The sequence below is a fragment of the Agathobaculum sp. Marseille-P7918 genome (assembly GCF_964248325.1).
Classification (GTDB): domain Bacteria; phylum Bacillota; class Clostridia; order Oscillospirales; family Butyricicoccaceae; genus Agathobaculum.
Map to the genome: position 1 here is coordinate 25,218 of NZ_CAXTXI010000002.1, position 16,539 is coordinate 41,756.

A 16,539-nucleotide genomic window follows, 5' to 3' on the forward strand; every position below is an offset into this window, starting at 1 on the left:
TACCACTGTTTACAAACCGTTATTTGTTTTTCCCGAAAAACCATGCTATACTATATCCATCTGACCGAAAGCGAGGGTTTTTCCTTTGTCCTCCAAAAATACCATGACGCGCGACGCGATGCTGTTCCTACCAGCCAAGGTCATCGAAGGCCTGCTGGTCATTGCATGCACCTCTCTGTATACCCATCTGTTTTATGAATCCACCGTCGGCACGTTCAACTTTATCAATTTCAACGTGCAGATTGCCTACCTGATTCTGGCCGGCTGGATGGCAAACGCCGCTACCCGCTATGTAGGGGAAGAATTCGGCAAAGATCAGGGCCGCGGCCTGTTTTCCACGGTCTCGACTGTGTATCTCATCATCTGCGCGGCGGTTGCGGTATTCTGCTGCGGTGCTGCCGCGATTCTGCATGACCCGCTGTATCTGGGCTTCATGACCATGTTTTTCAGCTACACGGTCTTTCAGATTCTCAATTCCGCGCTCATTCAGCTCGGCCGCATGCGGGCCTCCATCACACTCAGTCTCACTTCCGCTGTGCTCAAGCTGCTCATCGCCTACGGACTGGTGTTCGGCATGCGCAACCCTGCCTCCCCCTTCCCTGCCATCTGCGCCAACACGGTGGCGGACGGCGTGGCTGGCATTGGCGCAGTGATTGCGCTCGGTCTGCCGTCGATTGCGCGGCTGCGCTGGTTCTCACGCGAACTGTTCGGCAAATTCCTGCGCTTCGGCGTGCCGCTGATGGGCGTTTCCATCTCGGTGACACTGCTCAACCAGATTGACAAGTATCTTGTCGTCGGCTTTTTCAATATGGATGCGTATGGCATCTATTCATCCAACAACTCTATCGCATCCGGTCTGTTTACCATGATTTCGGTCGGCATCATGCGCGGTGTATACCCCGCTGTGCTGCGCGCGTGGCGCGAAGGCGGTCGGGATGCGGCCAAGCCCCTGCTCGATCAGGGTGTGCGGCTGTATCTGCTGATTGCAGTACCGGCAGTCGCCGGACTGACGGCAGTTGCGCTGCCGATGTCGCGCGTGCTGTTTGCCAAAGGATATGACGCAGGTGCGCCGGTCATTGCGTACACAGCGCTTGCCATGCTGTTCATGGGGCTGACGGAATACGCCAACAAGGCGTATGAGCTGGAGCAGGCTACCGTGCACGTGCTGCAAAACAGCGCGGTGGCCGCAGTCATCAAGGTGGTTTCCAGCGTCATTCTGCTGCGCGCATTCGGATTTACCGGCGGCGCCATGGGCTCCATCGTCGCTTTTGCGTCCTACTTTATCATTACCTGTGTGCGGGTGCGGCGGCGTTTTCTGTTCCATGTACCTGCCAAAAACCTGTCTCGCATCATCATCAGCGCCGCGCTGTGCGGTGCGGCAGCCTTTGGCTGCACCCTTTTGCCGGTCGGCAACCTCTTGCGTCTGGTCTGTGCCGTACCTGCGGGCGCAATTGTCTATGCTGTGTGCATTGTTGCCAGCGGCGAAGGACGCGCGGAAATGCAGGCTGTACTGCGCAAGCTCAAACGGTAAAACCTTTTATCCGTTGGGTTTTTCACCTTTTTCTCGCAAAAAACTTGTCTATCCTGCAAATCAATGGTATAATATGACCCTGTATGAAAATGCTGAAATAGAGAGGCGTTAATAATTATGGAAATGATTCACGAAGCGGGCCAGTACGTCGATACCGTAAAGCGCGTGTGCGATGCGGTCGGCGGCGAAGTCACCTTCCGCGGCACGGTACACCGTGTGCGCGACATGTCGGATTTTGCGTTTGTCATCATGCGCGTTGAGCGCGGCCTTATCCAGTGCACCTTCCAGGGGGACGAAATCAGCGGCATCAAGCGCGCCGAAATCAAGGATGCCTTGGTACTCGAGGTCACCGGCATGGTACACGAGGAGCCGCGCGCGGAGCACGGCATTGAGGTTGTGCTGAGCGCTGTCAAGATAATTGGCCGTCCGTACGACCAGCTGCCGGTACCGCTCGGCAAAAAGTATATGGGTCTGTCGCTTGACGTGGACCTGCCGCTGCGTCCTATCACGCTGCGTCATCCCATCAAGCAGGCGGTATTCCGCGTGCAGGGCGCCATCGCGGACGGCTTTGCACAGTATATGCAGTCGCAGGGCTTTACCCACATCCACACGCCCAAGATTGTGGTTGCGGGTGCAGAAGGCGGCGCGAACCTGTTCAAGCTCGACTACTTCGGCCAGCCGGCCTATCTTGCGCAGTCCCCGCAGTTCCACAAGCAGTACCTCGCCGGCGCGTTCGGCCGCGTGTTTGAAATCGGCAGCGTATATCGCGCCGAGCGTCACAACACCTCGCGTCATCTGAACGAATATATCGGTCTGGACTTTGAAATGGCGTACATTGACTCGATGTATGACGTCATGGCAATGGAGACCGGCATGCTCAAATCGGTTATGTCCTATGTCAAGGAGCACTGCCCGGAAGAGCTTGCGCTCCTCAAGGCGGACATCCCGGAAATCACCGAGATTCCGACCATCCGTTTCCATGAGGCCAAGCAGATCATGGAGGAGAAGTACGGCCACAAGTCCAAGAACCGCTACGACCTCAACCCGGACGAAGAAGTGCTGCTCTGCCAGTGGGCCAAGGAAGAGTACGGCAGCGAATTCGTATTCGTCACTCACTTCCCATCTGCCAAGCGCCCGTTCTACGCGATGGATGACCCCGAGGATCCCAAGCTCGCCCTGTCGTTTGACCTGCTGTTCCGCGGTTTGGAAATCACGACCGGCGGCCAGCGTATCCACGACTATCAGGAGCAGATTGCCAAGCTGGAAGCACGTAAGATGAACGCTGAGCTGTTCGAATCGTTCACCATGCTGCACAAGTACGGCATGCCGCCGCACGGCGGTCTTGGTATTGGTCTGGAACGCCTGACCATGCAGCTTTTGAAGCTCGCCAATGTGCGCGATGCATCCATGTTCCCGCGCGACATGAATCGCCTCGAACCGTAAAATACAACCGTATACACCGTCGGAATGCACAATTCCGACGGTGTTTTTTTGTTGGTTTGTTTTCAATTTTTTCTCAAGTCTGCCTATTTCATAGAATTTTGGTAACAAAACGGAAAAATTCCAGAAACACTGTCACAAAATGCGCCTGACGTCCGTTATAAAGGGTGAACATGTTCCTACGAAAGGGGGCGCAGTCATGGACGCCCGCCCACTCGACGAGCGCTTTGCCGAAGGCAATGAGGCAGCGCTCGCAGATGCAATTGCGCTGTACGGCCAGCCGCTTCTGCGATATTGTCATCATATTCTATGCGACTATCACGAAGCGCAGGATGCCGTGCAGACCACCTTTATCAAAGCCTATGACAATCATCATCGATTCCGTCCGGGCACCAGCCTGAGTGCATGGCTGTACCGTCTTGCCTATACGACCTGCGTCGACCTGCTGCGCCACCGCAAGCGCCAGCTGATCACGCCGCCTCCTGTGGCTGCCGACCCGGATTACATCGGTGAGGACCTGCGCCGCGCACTCGAAACCCTGTCGCCTGAGCAACGCGCACTGGTATACAGTCGGGTCATCGAACAGCGCAGCTTTGACGCCCTCGCCGTGATTTACGGCAAGCCCGCCGCGACCCTCCGCAAGCGGTATGAGCGCGCACGCAAAAAGCTGGCCCAGGCGTTGCAGGGTACACCGGCAGAAAGGAGGAGCAAGGAATATGAAACTCACACCGGATGATCTGCGTATCCGACAGGCACTGGAACAGATCGAAACGCCGATGTATGATATTGCCGGCGCGGTGCGTGAGCAGCGCGCCCACCGCAGCCGCCGTATGCCGCTGCGCAGCCCGCAGCGTCTTCTGGCCGCTATCCTTGCCGCAGTTCTGCTGACCGCAACTGCCGCCGCAGCTATGGTGCAGTTTTCCGGCGGCTGGAACGCACTTTTCGGACAGAACGTCATGATACCGGACGGCCTTGCCACTCCCGTACGGCAAACACAGACCATCGACGGCTGCACCATCACGCTGGAAGACGCGATTGTCAGTGAAGATGACGTCGCGGTTCTCTATTCCTTCCGCTACGCGGATAACTCCACTGTCAACACCGATTCGCGCATAACCCTTTTGGGTAATTCCAATTTGCTGATGGATGGTTCGGACGAATACTGCATGTCGTCCAGCGGAATGGGTTCAATGGACAGTCAAGACCCTTCGGTAGAGTATTACTATGAGGCATTCTCGCTGACCGAAGATCCCGGCGACCGACAGTTGACACTGACTATTGATCCGGCCTCCTGCATGGAGCAGAGTGATACTCTATCTGCCCCGATGGATCTTGCCGCAATCTACCAATCGCATCCGGTCACCTATCAGGAGGAGGATAACGGAGCACAGCGGCTCACTGCTCTACAGCAGCAAGACTGTGCGGATGTCATGCTGCCGCAATCCTACCAATTCCCAGAAATTCAATTTGCAGGCGTCGCCTTTCAAGGCGACATTTTGTGCGTTTCGCTCTGTATGCCCGAATACGATTCCTATGACAGCGTAGCGGCACAAATTGAATCTTTACGTGATATCCGTACTGACCGCTTATACTTTGGCTCACTGCATAGCTATGGAGACACGAACTGCGCCACTGAGCTTTGTGAAACCCAGTTTGAAGGGTTGACGGAAGATGATCTGCCCTATCTGGAGCCGCAAATCACTTACCAACGTTATACTCCGCTGACGGAAGAAGGCTGGTCGTTTTCTTTCTGTGCTCCAAGTGCAAAAACACTAACGCGCGAGCTGAATCTGGAAATGGCAGACGGTATTCGGCTCACTCAGCTCAACATTACCCCTCTGGGCGTAGAGCTTTTCGGCACCATGCCGGTTGATCCCATATCCAGTGATCCGTTGTATTTCGATGATCGGCAAAAGCCGGATGTGACGCTTGTTCTGCAGGACGGCACCACCGTGCGCACAGTTTCACATGGCAGCTCACTCAGTTCGGACAGTTCCGATACAACCACAGCGCAGTTCGGCATAGAATACCAATACCAGACCGGTTCGGAAAGCCGCCGTTTTCTGCAAACCGAAACAATTGCAGCCATCCGAATCAATCATATTACCATTTCGATAGAAGAGTAGAAAGCCCTGTGGGGGTAAATGAGGCCGGACGGTGTGGGGCCGTTCCGGCTCGGCATATAACAGCCTGCTGATGCGCAGGCTGTTCTTTTTTGGTTATATCCTTATGAAATTCGCACATTGCACAGTTTTATTGTGTACTATTTGTGCATAAAACACAAGATTTATAAAACGCGCACCTCTTCCGGCTTCAAAATGATGAAAAACACCGAATAACGTAAAAAAACTCTTTCCTTTCTATATTTTTATGCTATAATGATAGCAGAAAAAGAACTCAGCGCTTTTGAAATGGAGGTAATCATTATGACCAGAGGTATCCGCGTAAAGAATACGGATGATATCCAGAAGATTAACAAGATTGTCACCAAGTACGGCTTTGATATCTGGATTCACGGCAAGAGCGGTATGGTAGACGCTAAGAGCCTGCTCGGCATGTTCCTGCTGTCGCTCAACGAGCCGCTGCAGATCGTCTTGGAGGACGATGTCGACCCGACCGCCCTGTTCAAGGATCTGGCTGACTATCTGGAAATCGAGGACGAGGAGTAATCCTTTCCCGCATCCGAAGATACTTAATAGTAAAGCACCGGAAACACTTGGGTTTCCGGTGCTTTTTTCCGTCATGCGGTTTCTTTTTTTACAGAATGCGCAGCGTCTTGAGCGCTTCAGTCAGATTGATGCATCCGTCCTCGATGACATACAGCATATCCTCGGTGCGCACGCCAAATTTCCCGGGTAAATAAATGCCCGGTTCCGCCGTCAAGATGCTGCCCGCAGGCAGCAGTGCTTCTGAACGCGAGGATGCCGTCGGCGCTTCGTGAATTTCCAGACCCACACCATGGCCAAAGCCGTGACCAAAGGCATCACCGTAGCCCGCCGCCTCAATCACGCGACGCGCTGCGCCGTCCACCTCCCGACCGGATACCCCCGCCTTACAGCATGCGATGCCTGCCAGCTGCGCATCCAGCACGATGTCGTATACGCGCTGCATCTCCTCGGTCACATGCCCGACTGCAACTGTGCGCGTCATATCCGAGCAGTAACCGTCCACAATACAGCCAAAGTCCATCGTCACAAAATCCCCCGCCGCAATCGGTTTATCAGTGGGTACTCCGTGGGGCTTGGAGCTGTTCGCGCCCGACACCACAATCGGGTCGAACGACATATTCTCCGCCCCATAGTGCAGCATCAGATAGGTCAGGCGCGCGGCAATCTCCTTTTCGGTCACGCCAACGCGGATGTCGTTCATGACCTCCTCAAACGCCTGCTCAGCGATGCGCTGCGCCGCAACGATCTTTTCAACCTCGTCATCCTCTTTGGTTACGCGCAAACGGGCAATGCTGTCCTCCAGACGCATGGCGGTGGCATGCAGTGCCGTCGCCCACCGGGTATACTCAGCATATGTCAGCGTCTCGTCCTCCAGCGCTACCGTGCGTACGCCGTCCTGCTCAATCAGCTCATTGACAGCTGCGGTATAGCTGCGGCCAGCGCCAATCTCGCGCACCTCAAAATCCGTAACCGCGGCGCGCGCCGCCTCAACATAGCGGAAATCCGTATAGAACACCGCCTGCTTAGCGGACAGATATACCGCGCCTGCCGACGAATGGAAACCGGTCGCATAGCGGCGGTTAACCTCGCTTGTCAATACCAATGCGTCATACGGCGCTTCCAGCAGCAGCTCCTGCAATTGTTTTCGTTTCATTCTTATCGCCTCACCCGATGATCGCCTTGACCGCATCCACGGCCAGCAGATAGCTATGCTTTCCGAATCCCGCAATCACGCCCGCGCACACCGGACCAATGACCGACTTGTGACGGAATTCTTCGCGCGCATGTACATTGGACATGTGCACCTCCACAGCAGGCAGCCGCACCGCGGCGATCGCATCGCGCAGCGCATAGCTATAATGCGTATATGCACCCGCGTTGATGATGATGGCATCGCAGTCCTCACGCGCGGCATGAATGCGGTCGATAAGCGCGCCCTCCGAGTTGGACTGGAACACGGTGCACTCCATCCCCAGACGCTGGCATTTGTTGACCACTTCCGCGTTGATAGCGGCAAGCGTCTCCGAGCCATAAATGCCCGGCTCGCGCTGGCCGGTCAGATTGAGATTGGGTCCATGAATCAGCAGCACTTTTTTCATTTTTCTATCTCCTTGTGAAAAATTTGCATCATCGTCACAGCATCCTCGGCCTGCGTTCCGGCCGATTCACAAATGAAGGTCGGGGTATAGCCGCGCGCCGCAGCCTCCTGCGCCACCGGCGTAAAGTCCGGCCCGTATTCCGTATCGGCAAAGGTCAGATGCCTCACCTCGCCCTTTGCATTGTATTCAATATGCGAAAAATGCGCATGCAGCACGCGCGTGCGTTCCACGCCGATGGTGTTCTCCATCAGGTCAAACAATCGCCGCACATCCTCGCGAGTGGACATGCCGCCGTCCGTGCGGCAGTTGAGATGACCGAAGTCGATGCAAGGCAGCAAACGCTCGTCCGCCGCGACCAGCTCGCAGACCTCCTCCGCCGAGCCGAGCACGCTTTTCTTGCCCATGGTTTCCAGACAAACCGTGCAGCCAGTCAAGTGCTCCTGTTCCAAGGCGCGCAGAATATTTTTGACGTTCTCATGCGTATTGCGCATCGCACGCTCGCGCGTCAGCTTACCCTGCCCGCCGCAATGCACCACCATGCGCGTCGCACCCAGCGGCACCGCCAACCGCGCTGTTTCCAGCACATAGCCAATGTTTTTCTCCATCCGTTCGGTTTCCGCGGAGGACAGATTGATAAAATACGGCGCGTGGATGCTCATGCGGATATCATGCAGCGCCGCCGCCGCGCCGATTTTGCGCGCGGTCTCCTCTCCGCAGCGCACGCCGCGGCCGCACTGGTATTCAAACGCGGTCAGGCCTTTGGCGGCCAGCCACGCTGGTGCGTCTTCGCTTTTTTTGAAGCCCTCGGCGGCAAAGGACTCGGAATTGCCCGCCGGGCCGAATCTTGCCTTACTCATGCCGCCCTCTTGCCTCCATTCTGCGCTTACCGCGTTCAATAAAGCCGCGCTCAATCTGATAGCGCACGTTCACCCAGAAATAATGCCGGTCCAGCGTCTGCACATAACAGGTCAGTGCACCGACGCAATTCCCGCCAAGCACATCGGTGAAAATCTGGTCGCCCACCACGGCAATCTGACTGAGCGGCAGACCAAGCAGCTTTGCCGCGCGGCGAAAGCCAAACGACAGCGGTTTTGTCGCCCGGCAGATATATTCTGCACCCAGCGCCTCACAAAACTTTCCCACACGCCTTTCCCGGTTGTTGGAAAACACCAGCACCTGCACGCCGGCTTCGCGCAGCGTACGCACAAAAGGCGCAAGCGTATCCGGCGGCAGCGCCGCCTTGTGTGAGGCCATTGTGCCGTCCAGATCAATCAGCACGCCGCGAATCCCATGCTGCTCAAGCAGTGCGGGCGTAATATCATAAATAGAATCAAACACATAATCCGGAATCAGTTTGCTCATTCGTTCACTCCTGCGTTCTCACTTTGGCGAATGCCACATATAGTGTAATAGAATTTGTCCAAAAAGTCCAGTGCAGCGCCGCATTCTCCGTCAGGCGCGCTGCCCCGAACACAAAGGGAGTCGATCATGATGGTATATACGAAAAATCTGGTACTGGTATGCACCGGTCGGGATACGGCGCGCGCAGCCGGGCAAGGCATGCCCGTACTGCATCTCTGTCTGGGTATTACGCCTAAAGGCGCTTTGCAGCGTTTACAGCTTCCTACCGCGCAGGCGAACTGTCTGCTCGGCCTATGCGATCCGCCGCTCGATTTGGCCCTCTGCAACCCGGACCGACTGGCGTCCGATCTGGTTTTTGAGGCCAAGCGCACGGGCGCCCCCGGCGTATTCGCGGATTTTGAGCACGACACACCACGTGGCCGCGCACTGCTGGCCGCTTTTGATACTGCGCTGCATGAGGCGGATATCCCGTTTTTCGTCCCGCTTGCCTGCGGCCGCCAGCTGACACACGCGATTTTGACCACACCGACCGCACTCTCGGGCGGCAGTCTGACCGCCTATATCTCATCCTTACAAGGCATCTACGGTGCAGCGCGCATCGCGGCGTTTTTGCAGCCGATCTCACAGGATTTCACCCTGCCCTCTACCACACCGAACGGTAAGACCCTGACCAAAGTTGAGCGCGAAGCGCTGCTCACGCACACCGGCGCGCAGGCATTCTTCTCCCGCGAGCTGTGCGCTAAATACTTCACCTACACCGACACAGATGGCCGCGCGCACTTCGTTTTGTTTGACGACGCCTCCACATTAGAGGCCAAGCTCGCTCAGCTGACCGGCTGCGGCGTGCAGACCGTGTTCGCGCTGTTTCCGGATGCCGAGGAGCTGCTCAATCCGTCGTAATAGGTGCAGTTTTTGCCCGCGTCAGCGCAATCAGTTCAGCAGGAGCGCATTCAATTTGGTATCCGATTTTACCCGCTGATACGATTACGGTCGGAATAGTGTTCACACTTTCATCAAACACGGTTGCAAACGCTTTTTTCATGCCGACCGGCGAACATCCGCCGCGCACATAGCCGGTCAGTCCCAGCAGTTCCTTGACATGAACCATTTCAACCGATTTCTCCCCCGCAGCTTTGGCAGCTTTTTTCAGGTCAAGCTCCTTTGCCACCGGGATGACAAACACATGATAGCTGCCCGATCGACCGCGCGCGACCAGCGTTTTAAACACCTGTTCCACGTTCTGACCAAGTAATTCGGCCACTGTCACGCCGTCTACCGCTTCCTTGCCGTGCGGATATTCATGTGCGGTATACGCGATTTTATGCTGTTCCAGCACGCGCATCACATTGGTTTTGTCCGAAGCCATTTTTCTCGCTCCAATCTGCGTTTTATACAGATATTATAGCTTCCATTTGTGCAAAGCGCAAGAAATATCAAAAGGGTTTCTCCGATGGAGAAACCCTTTTAATGAATATTCGTTATTTGGGACGCGCTATAACAACGCGGATGCGTCCCCCTTCATCCGTATCCTTATCATAATAGCAGTTAATGTAATATGCGTCAAAATTGCTTCGCAGCTCGTTTAGCGACAGCAGGCTGTAATTCGAGTTATCATACAGATATACCGCGCAGTTATCCCAGAACAGCCAGCTTTCATCACCCTTCGTCACGCCAAGCTGAGTGATGCTGTCCGGATCTTTAATCTGGTTAAGCGAACGCACAGACGTAAGCTGACCGTTTTCCATCGTCAGACGCGCCGGTCCAGCTGATGCGCCGAGCGAACTGCCACTGGTGGTCAGCGTTTTTTCCTCACCATTTACCAAATAAGTATATTCCCCAGATGCGTTCATGCCATCTGAATCATTTTTGGCCGAAGTGATAATACCATATTCATACAAGTCACCCGTAAAGTCCCGCAGAATCAAATCCGTAATCTCACCCGCGTCGTTTACCGCATAATAACGCACATCGCCGTTTTCCAGCACCGCGCCGTTTAACCGCGAATAATAAACGCGCACCGCAGTGCTATCGTTGACATCTAAAATCCTGATATCATCCGCCATGGTGCGGCTGCCAATGGTGCGGCCCGATACCGTGCCGGTCAGTGAAGAGGACTTCAGGATAGAAACATCGGTTTCGGACGAGCCGAAACCGATTGCAACAAAATCGCCCTCTTCTATCGTAGTTTTGGAGCAAGGATACACATAGCTGACACCATCGGTCGCCGTGACGGTGATGGTGCGGACAGTGTACGCATTGCCAACCGCGTTATAGTATGTACCGGTGCCAACCGCAGTCACCACACCGGCAACCGATGCGGCATAGTCCTCTGCGGGCAGCGCATAGGCGACCTTGCCGTCTCGGCCGAGCAGCAGCGTAACCACATCACCGATATTGAGTCCGCCGAGTGCCGACAGCGCATAGGCCGCTTCGCTGGTCTCAATCTCATAGGTATTGCCTGCAACCGTCACCGAGGTCGGTGAGGAGGTGGAAGGAGAAGCGGACTGATAGGTACCGCTGACCGCGTTGGCATAAGCCCATATGGTCGAGTCATTATAGTAAATGACATCATATTTCTGCACCGCGTCAGCCGTGGATGCATAGCCATTGCGGTAAACCGTCTTGTTCTCGCTCGCAACCAAATCAGACAGACTGCCCTCTACCACAAACGGCCCTTCCATGGTGTCCGACACCATGCTCAGATAGTCGATTTCCCCATTGCTGTTCAGGGTATAGCCCAACGTCTGCGCATAGACCTGCCCATCCTTGGTGTCAGCGTTGAGCAGATTATAGAACAGGTACATCATGTTGCGGCGGGTCATAGTCGTGCCCTGTGAAGCAGTTACGCCCGCGTCCAGCCCGAGCGATTGATAAAGCGCAAGCTGTCCGTACGGATAAGAGCCGGAAAAATCCTCGGTGGTGTATCCGAGCAGCTTGAGGCAGCCGGTTGCCGCTTCCTCCAGGGTCACTGTCTGATTCGGCTTGTAGCTGCCGTCCAGATAACCGGTCAGCCAGCCCTGCTGCACTGCGGTTTTGATGTAGCCCGCCGCCCAGTGCGTGTATGGCACATCTTTGAACGGCGAAACATTGGATGTGCCCGCCACTTTGTCTTTGTAGCTGGATGCCGCAACCAGCATCTTGGCATATTCCGCACGGGTGACTGTTTTGTCCAGATTCATATTGCCGCTTGTATCGCCCACCATGATGCCGGTCGATCGAATGACCTGTTCCACCACGCTTTCCGATACCGCTGATGCAGCAAACGCCGCCGGCAGACAGCTGAGAAGCATTGCCGCCGTCAGCAGCAGCGAAAGTATCTTTTTCATGCTTTTCCTCCTTTTAATCATAGCGCAGCGCATCAATTGGGTTGAGCTTTGCTGCCTTATTGGCCGGCATAAAGCCGAAAAACACGCCGATGAACACCGAAACGCCAAAGCTTACGCCAACCGCACTGACCGACGGCGCAGCATTGATGCCGATCGCCTGCCCAAGCGCAAGCGCCACCGCCGCACCAAACGCAATGCCAATCACACCGCCCAGCGCCGAGGTCGTTCCGGCCTCGATGACAAACTGGCGCATGATATCGCGTTTTTTCGCGCCAAGTGATTTGCGAATGCCGATTTCGCGCGTGCGCTCCGTAACCGACACCAGCATGATATTCATGATGCCGATGCCGCCTACGAGCAGCGAAATGCCCGCAATCCCGACCAGCACCATGGTCATCATGCCGGTCATCTCCTCCATGGAGTCAATCATTTCCTGCATATCGGAAATGGTGTAAAAATCGTCGTTTTCAAACACCGCATACAAGGCGTTATCCAGAATGGTCGTACCCTGCGCATTGAGCGAAGAATCCCAAGTGGCAAAGGTATACGTAGAAATCTGTCCGAAAGTCAGCTTAGAGGCGGTGGTATACGGCAGATAAATACAGTCATCCTGCGATCCTTCGGTCGAGTCATCCTGCTGCTCGATTACACCCACCACAGTCAGCGCGTTTCCGTTGACCTTAACCGTCTGTCCGACCGCATTGCCGCCCAGCATGTTTGCTACATAGGTGCCGACAACGGCAACCTTGCTGCGCGCTTCCAAATCCGCATAACTAATAAACCGGCCGCTTTGCAGCCCAAGGCCGTTGATTTCCGCATATTGTTCAGAAACACCGCTGACCGAGGTTGACGAAAAGCTGTCCGAATCGGTTGCAGTTTTGACCGAGCCCATAATGGATACTGTCGGACTCATGCCCATAAACACATCCGTGTTTTCTTCATAAAGGTCATACATATCGTCCACATCCACCGTACGGGACGAGCCACGCCCGGTAACGTTCACGGTCAGCATATTGGTGCCCATATCCTCAAACATCGAGGTTACCTCACCCGTCATGCCTTGCATGAGCGAAACGAGAATGATTACCGAACCGACGCCAATGATAATACCCAGCATGGTCAGAAAGGCGCGCAGCTTGCTGCCAGCCAGACTTTTGAGCGCCAGTTTGAACGCCTGTGTAAATCCCATCCGTCAGTCTCCTCTCGGGAAGGCCTCGCGCGCCGGGCCGTCAAAGATGATTTTTCCGTCCGCCACGCGGATGACGCGCTTTGCCTCCTGCGCAATGCCGTTATCATGCGTAATCAGAACGATGGTATTTCCTTCGTCGTTGAGCTTTTGCAGAAAATCCAGCACTTCGCGGCTGGTGCGCGAATCAAGCGCGCCGGTCGGCTCGTCTGCAAGGATAACCGAAGGGTTCCCGGCGAGCGCGCGGGCGATGGAAACGCGCTGCTGCTGACCGCCGGAGAGCTGACTCGGCAGATTTTTCTCCTTGCCTGCAAGGCCGACGCGCGCAATCTGATACCGCGCCCGCTCGGCGCGCTCGTCTGCGGGCATGCCTGCGTACAACAGCGATAGCTCCACGTTTTCCTGCACGTTCAGCTTGGGAATCAGATTATACTGCTGAAAGATAAAACCCAGCGTTTTGCCTCGAATCTCGGCCTGCTCATCGTCTGTCAGTTCGGAAACATCCTCCCCATTTAGAAAATACTGCCCGCTCGTCGGCACGTCCAGACAGCCGATGATATTCATAAGCGTACTTTTTCCCGAACCGGACTGACCGACAATCGCCACAAATTCACCCTTATAAATTTTCATTGAAACACCGTCCGAGGCATGCACATCCGTATCGCCCATATGATAAATCTTATAAACGTCGCGCAGCTCAATCAGCGGTGTTTCGTTTACAGCCTGTTGCGTATTCATCACGGCATACCGCCTCCGCCACCACCGGAGGGCATACTGCCACCACCGCCGGAGGGCATACCGCCGCCTCCGCCACCGGCAGGCATAGCGCCCATATCACCGCCGGCCATGCCGCCCATACCGCCTCCGGGCATCATACCCATCTCGCTCTCCTCACTGGACGACTCATGCATTACCTGCGGCACATAAACGATATCTCCTTCCGCAATGCCGGAGACAATCTCGATATAATTGTCGTCCGACAGGCCGGTTTCCACCTCGACCGCCTTCCAGCCGTCGGGCAGCAGCGTACCGTTCACCATAGTCCCGTCCGTATTCTTTGCGCTGTCATCCTTGACATAAACGATATTTCCGCGCTGCACTGCGGAAATCGGCACAGCAACCGCATCCGGCGCTTCATCTACCACAATGGTCGCGTCCACATTCATTCCAGGCAGCAAATCCTCCGGCGGGTTGTCAATCTGCACGGTCACCGGATAGCTGGTCACACCGTTTTCGGTTGTACCTGCAACCGAAACCTTGGTCACCACGCCTTCGATGGTACCGGCATCCTCGAGCGAGTCACAGGTAATATTGACCGTCTGCCCTACCGTCACCTGATTGATGTCCAGCTCGTCAAGCGAAATATCAAAGGTCAGATAGGACAAATCATAAATGACCGCCAGCGTCGTCTGACCATTGGTCGCGTCGAGCGTGTCGCCCACCTTGGTGTTTTTGGTAATCACCGTGCCGTCGATAGGCGCGGTGATGGTATAATCGTCCAGCTTATCAACCGTATTCTGATAGGAAAGCTGCTGCTGCGCCAGCGACAGCTTGCTGTTTTCCACCTGATTTTCCACCGAAGTGGAGGACAGCGTCGCCACCGTCTGCCCCGCCGACACGGATGATCCCTCCCGGATAGACAGGCTCGCTACTTTCCCGGCGGTGTCCGCCGTGATGGTAAATTCGGACAGATAGGTAAAGTTTGCACCCTGATTACAGGCCACGCCGTTTATCGTTGCGCTTGCCGCCGAGGAGGTGGACAAACCGCCCGGATTGCTCACTCGAATGGTCACATAACGGACAATCTGATAGCCGTCCAGCACGGTATCCGCCGCATCAATCGCTGTAACAGTGCCGGTCAGTGTTTCAAACGAACTGTCCATCGTGACTGTTGCCGCACTGCCCACGCTGAATGTGGCCGCATCCGAAGCATTAAACGGCACGGTCAGCTCCATGGATGAGGAATCACGCACATCTGCAATTGTCGCACCCGCCTGCACCTGATCGCCCTCGTCCACATACAGCTTGGTCACCACGCCGGCTTTTTCCGACTTGATATTAAGGTCATCCAGACTCTCAACCGTCTGGTTGTAGCTGTTCTGGCTCTGCTGCAGAGACAGCTGCGCCTGTTCAATCGAATTCTGCGCATCCGTGCTGTCGATTTCATACAGGGTATCGCCTTTTTTCACCTCGTCGCCCTCTTCGAATGTGCACGAGAGCACCTCACCCTGCACCGAACTGGTGACATCGTACTGATTGGCCGGTTCGATGGTGCCGGTTGCAGACAGGGTCAGCTGGATGTCCTGCCTTGAGGCTTCACTCTCGGTAAACGTCTGCGTCACCTCTCCCTTTCCGGACAGGAAAAAGTGCCGCACGCCGAATATGCCGGCAAGCACAACCAACAGCGCGACCGGAATCACTATCTTCTTTTTCAGCTTCCGGCGTTTTTTCTTTTTACTGTGCACGCCGGGCGGCGCGCTTTCCGTGGAAGGCTCCACTTTGTCCTCGTTGCCCGAAAAAAACATCTTTTTTCCCTTTTGGGGCTTTTTATCGCGCAGTTTATCAAACGGCAGTTTCAATCTTTGCTCCCTCCTGCTCAGGTTTTATTACCGCGTACCATCATAAGCGTAACTGTTTGAAGAAAGATTGAAGAAACCGTAAATTAACAGTTTTTCCATCACTCCTACACAAAAACTCCACATACATCGCGCACAATAAAAGGCACCCTTGAAAGAAAGGAGATTCTTCATGCGCGTTCTTTTGATTGGGGCAACCGAAAATGAAAAGATTCCGCAAGCACTACGACACGACCATATTTTATTCGACCATATCCCATTGCCCGGCACGGATCCGCTTCTCTGCCCGGAGGGACTGTATGACGTCGCAGTCCTGTTGACCGACAGTGCAGGTAAAGCTGCAGCGCAGCAATTGACCGCGCTCCTTCCTGCACTGCGGGAGGACGGTATGTCCGTGCCGCTTCTGATTGTGGCGGCACATCTGTCCGCGCGCGACCGCATTCTGGTGCTGGACGCCGGTGCGGACGATGTGCTGACCCAGCCCTTCCTTATTGGCGAGCTGCTGGCACGCATCCGCGCGCTCAGTCGAAGGAGTCCGGTATTGCAGCCCCGCCTACTTCAGGCAGGCGATTTGTCGCTCGACCGCGGACACTGCATGCTGCAAGGACCGAAGGGCGAGGTGCGCTTATCCTGCAAGGAAATGCAGCTCATCGAACTGTTCCTGCTGCACACCGGTCAGGTTCTGCCGCGTGAAACCTTGCGTCAAAAGGTCTGGGGTATCGACAGTGAATCCGCTTACAACGCCATCGAGGTCTACTTATCCTTGGTGCGACGCAAGCTGCGCACCATCGGATCGGATGCACATATCCACGCCGAGCGCGGCGTAGGCTACTATATCGAGGCATAATAAA

At 55.2% G+C, this 16,539-nt stretch carries 16 protein-coding genes; 7 read left to right on the forward strand and 9 right to left on the reverse strand.

The window, feature by feature from the left end; genetic code table 11:
* Nucleotides 1-85 precede the first annotated feature (85 nt).
* The 5 genes from ACESSO_RS03465 to ACESSO_RS03485 all read left to right on the forward strand — a co-directional run bounded on the left by ACESSO_RS03465 (nt 86) and on the right by ACESSO_RS03485 (nt 5,640).
* The gene (locus tag ACESSO_RS03465; RefSeq protein ID WP_373163655.1) at nt 86-1,531 is read left to right on the forward strand and encodes a lipopolysaccharide biosynthesis protein; all 1,446 of its coding nucleotides are present in this window, start codon (nt 86-88) and stop codon (nt 1,529-1,531) included.
* A gap of 117 nt (nt 1,532-1,648) precedes the next feature.
* Nucleotides 1,649-2,974: an aspartate--tRNA(Asn) ligase gene (gene aspS, locus ACESSO_RS03470; RefSeq protein ID WP_373163656.1), complete on the forward strand. Its 1,326-nt coding sequence runs from the start codon at nt 1,649-1,651 to the stop codon at nt 2,972-2,974.
* Nucleotides 2,975-3,170: 196 nt separating this feature from the next.
* Entirely contained in the window at nt 3,171-3,707 is a 537-nt protein-coding gene (locus tag ACESSO_RS03475) for an RNA polymerase sigma factor (RefSeq protein ID WP_373163657.1), read from the forward strand.
* Nucleotides 3,688-5,097, forward strand: coding sequence for a hypothetical protein (locus ACESSO_RS03480; protein WP_373163658.1), 1,410 nt, complete (start codon nt 3,688-3,690; stop codon nt 5,095-5,097). Before ACESSO_RS03475 ends, ACESSO_RS03480 begins: the two co-directional genes overlap by 20 nt.
* Before the next feature lie 300 nt (nt 5,098-5,397).
* Entirely contained in the window at nt 5,398-5,640 is a 243-nt protein-coding gene (locus tag ACESSO_RS03485; RefSeq protein ID WP_297274437.1) for an HPr family phosphocarrier protein, read from the forward strand.
* An 88-nt stretch (nt 5,641-5,728) separates the two neighbouring features.
* On the opposite strand, the gene ACESSO_RS03490 is transcribed toward ACESSO_RS03485, so the two are convergent.
* From ACESSO_RS03490 to ACESSO_RS03505, 4 genes are read right to left on the reverse strand one after another with little or no spacing between them, the layout of a single operon-like run.
* Nucleotides 5,729-6,793 (reverse strand): aminopeptidase P family protein, encoded by a 1,065-nt coding sequence (locus tag ACESSO_RS03490; RefSeq protein WP_373163660.1) that lies wholly within the window; start codon nt 6,791-6,793, stop codon nt 5,729-5,731.
* A 10-nt stretch (nt 6,794-6,803) separates the two neighbouring features.
* A complete protein-coding gene (gene aroQ / locus ACESSO_RS03495) occupies nt 6,804-7,238 on the reverse strand; it encodes a type II 3-dehydroquinate dehydratase (RefSeq protein ID WP_373163661.1) in 435 nt (144 codons plus the stop codon).
* Nucleotides 7,235-8,095, reverse strand: coding sequence for a TIM barrel protein (locus tag ACESSO_RS03500; protein WP_373163662.1), 861 nt, complete (start codon nt 8,093-8,095; stop codon nt 7,235-7,237). Before ACESSO_RS03500 ends, aroQ begins: the two co-directional genes overlap by 4 nt.
* Nucleotides 8,088-8,600 carry a YqeG family HAD IIIA-type phosphatase gene (locus ACESSO_RS03505; RefSeq protein WP_373163663.1) on the reverse strand — a complete coding sequence of 171 codons (513 nt, stop codon included), beginning with the start codon at nt 8,598-8,600 and terminating at the stop codon, nt 8,088-8,090. The genes ACESSO_RS03500 and ACESSO_RS03505 overlap by 8 nt, the downstream gene beginning before the upstream one ends.
* A gap of 129 nt (nt 8,601-8,729) precedes the next feature.
* Here ACESSO_RS03505 and ACESSO_RS03510 point away from each other — a divergent pair, with 129 nt between their 5' ends.
* On the forward strand, nt 8,730-9,500 hold the full coding sequence (locus ACESSO_RS03510) for a hypothetical protein (protein WP_373163664.1): 771 nt from the start codon (nt 8,730-8,732) through the stop codon (nt 9,498-9,500).
* On the opposite strand, the gene ybaK is transcribed toward ACESSO_RS03510, so the two are convergent.
* The 5 genes from ybaK to ACESSO_RS03535 all read right to left on the reverse strand — a co-directional run bounded on the left by ybaK (nt 9,487) and on the right by ACESSO_RS03535 (nt 15,691).
* A complete protein-coding gene (gene ybaK, locus ACESSO_RS03515; protein WP_373163665.1) occupies nt 9,487-9,966 on the reverse strand; it encodes a Cys-tRNA(Pro) deacylase in 480 nt (159 codons plus the stop codon). The two genes, ACESSO_RS03510 and ybaK, sit on opposite strands and share 14 nt — an antisense overlap.
* A gap of 112 nt (nt 9,967-10,078) precedes the next feature.
* Nucleotides 10,079-11,926 (reverse strand): S-layer homology domain-containing protein, encoded by a 1,848-nt coding sequence (locus ACESSO_RS03520; protein WP_373163666.1) that lies wholly within the window; start codon nt 11,924-11,926, stop codon nt 10,079-10,081.
* 13 nt (nt 11,927-11,939) lie between these two features.
* Nucleotides 11,940-13,115: an ABC transporter permease gene (locus tag ACESSO_RS03525; protein ID WP_373163667.1), complete on the reverse strand. Its 1,176-nt coding sequence runs from the start codon at nt 13,113-13,115 to the stop codon at nt 11,940-11,942.
* Between the two features lie 3 nt (nt 13,116-13,118).
* Nucleotides 13,119-13,850, reverse strand: coding sequence for an ABC transporter ATP-binding protein (locus ACESSO_RS03530; RefSeq protein WP_373163668.1), 732 nt, complete (start codon nt 13,848-13,850; stop codon nt 13,119-13,121).
* Nucleotides 13,850-15,691 (reverse strand): efflux RND transporter periplasmic adaptor subunit, encoded by a 1,842-nt coding sequence (locus ACESSO_RS03535; protein ID WP_373163669.1) that lies wholly within the window; start codon nt 15,689-15,691, stop codon nt 13,850-13,852. The genes ACESSO_RS03530 and ACESSO_RS03535 overlap by 1 nt, the downstream gene beginning before the upstream one ends.
* Before the next feature lie 169 nt (nt 15,692-15,860).
* Between ACESSO_RS03535 and ACESSO_RS03540 the strand changes: the two genes are divergently transcribed.
* Nucleotides 15,861-16,535, forward strand: coding sequence for a response regulator transcription factor (locus ACESSO_RS03540; RefSeq protein WP_373163670.1), 675 nt, complete (start codon nt 15,861-15,863; stop codon nt 16,533-16,535).
* Nucleotides 16,536-16,539 lie beyond the last annotated feature (4 nt).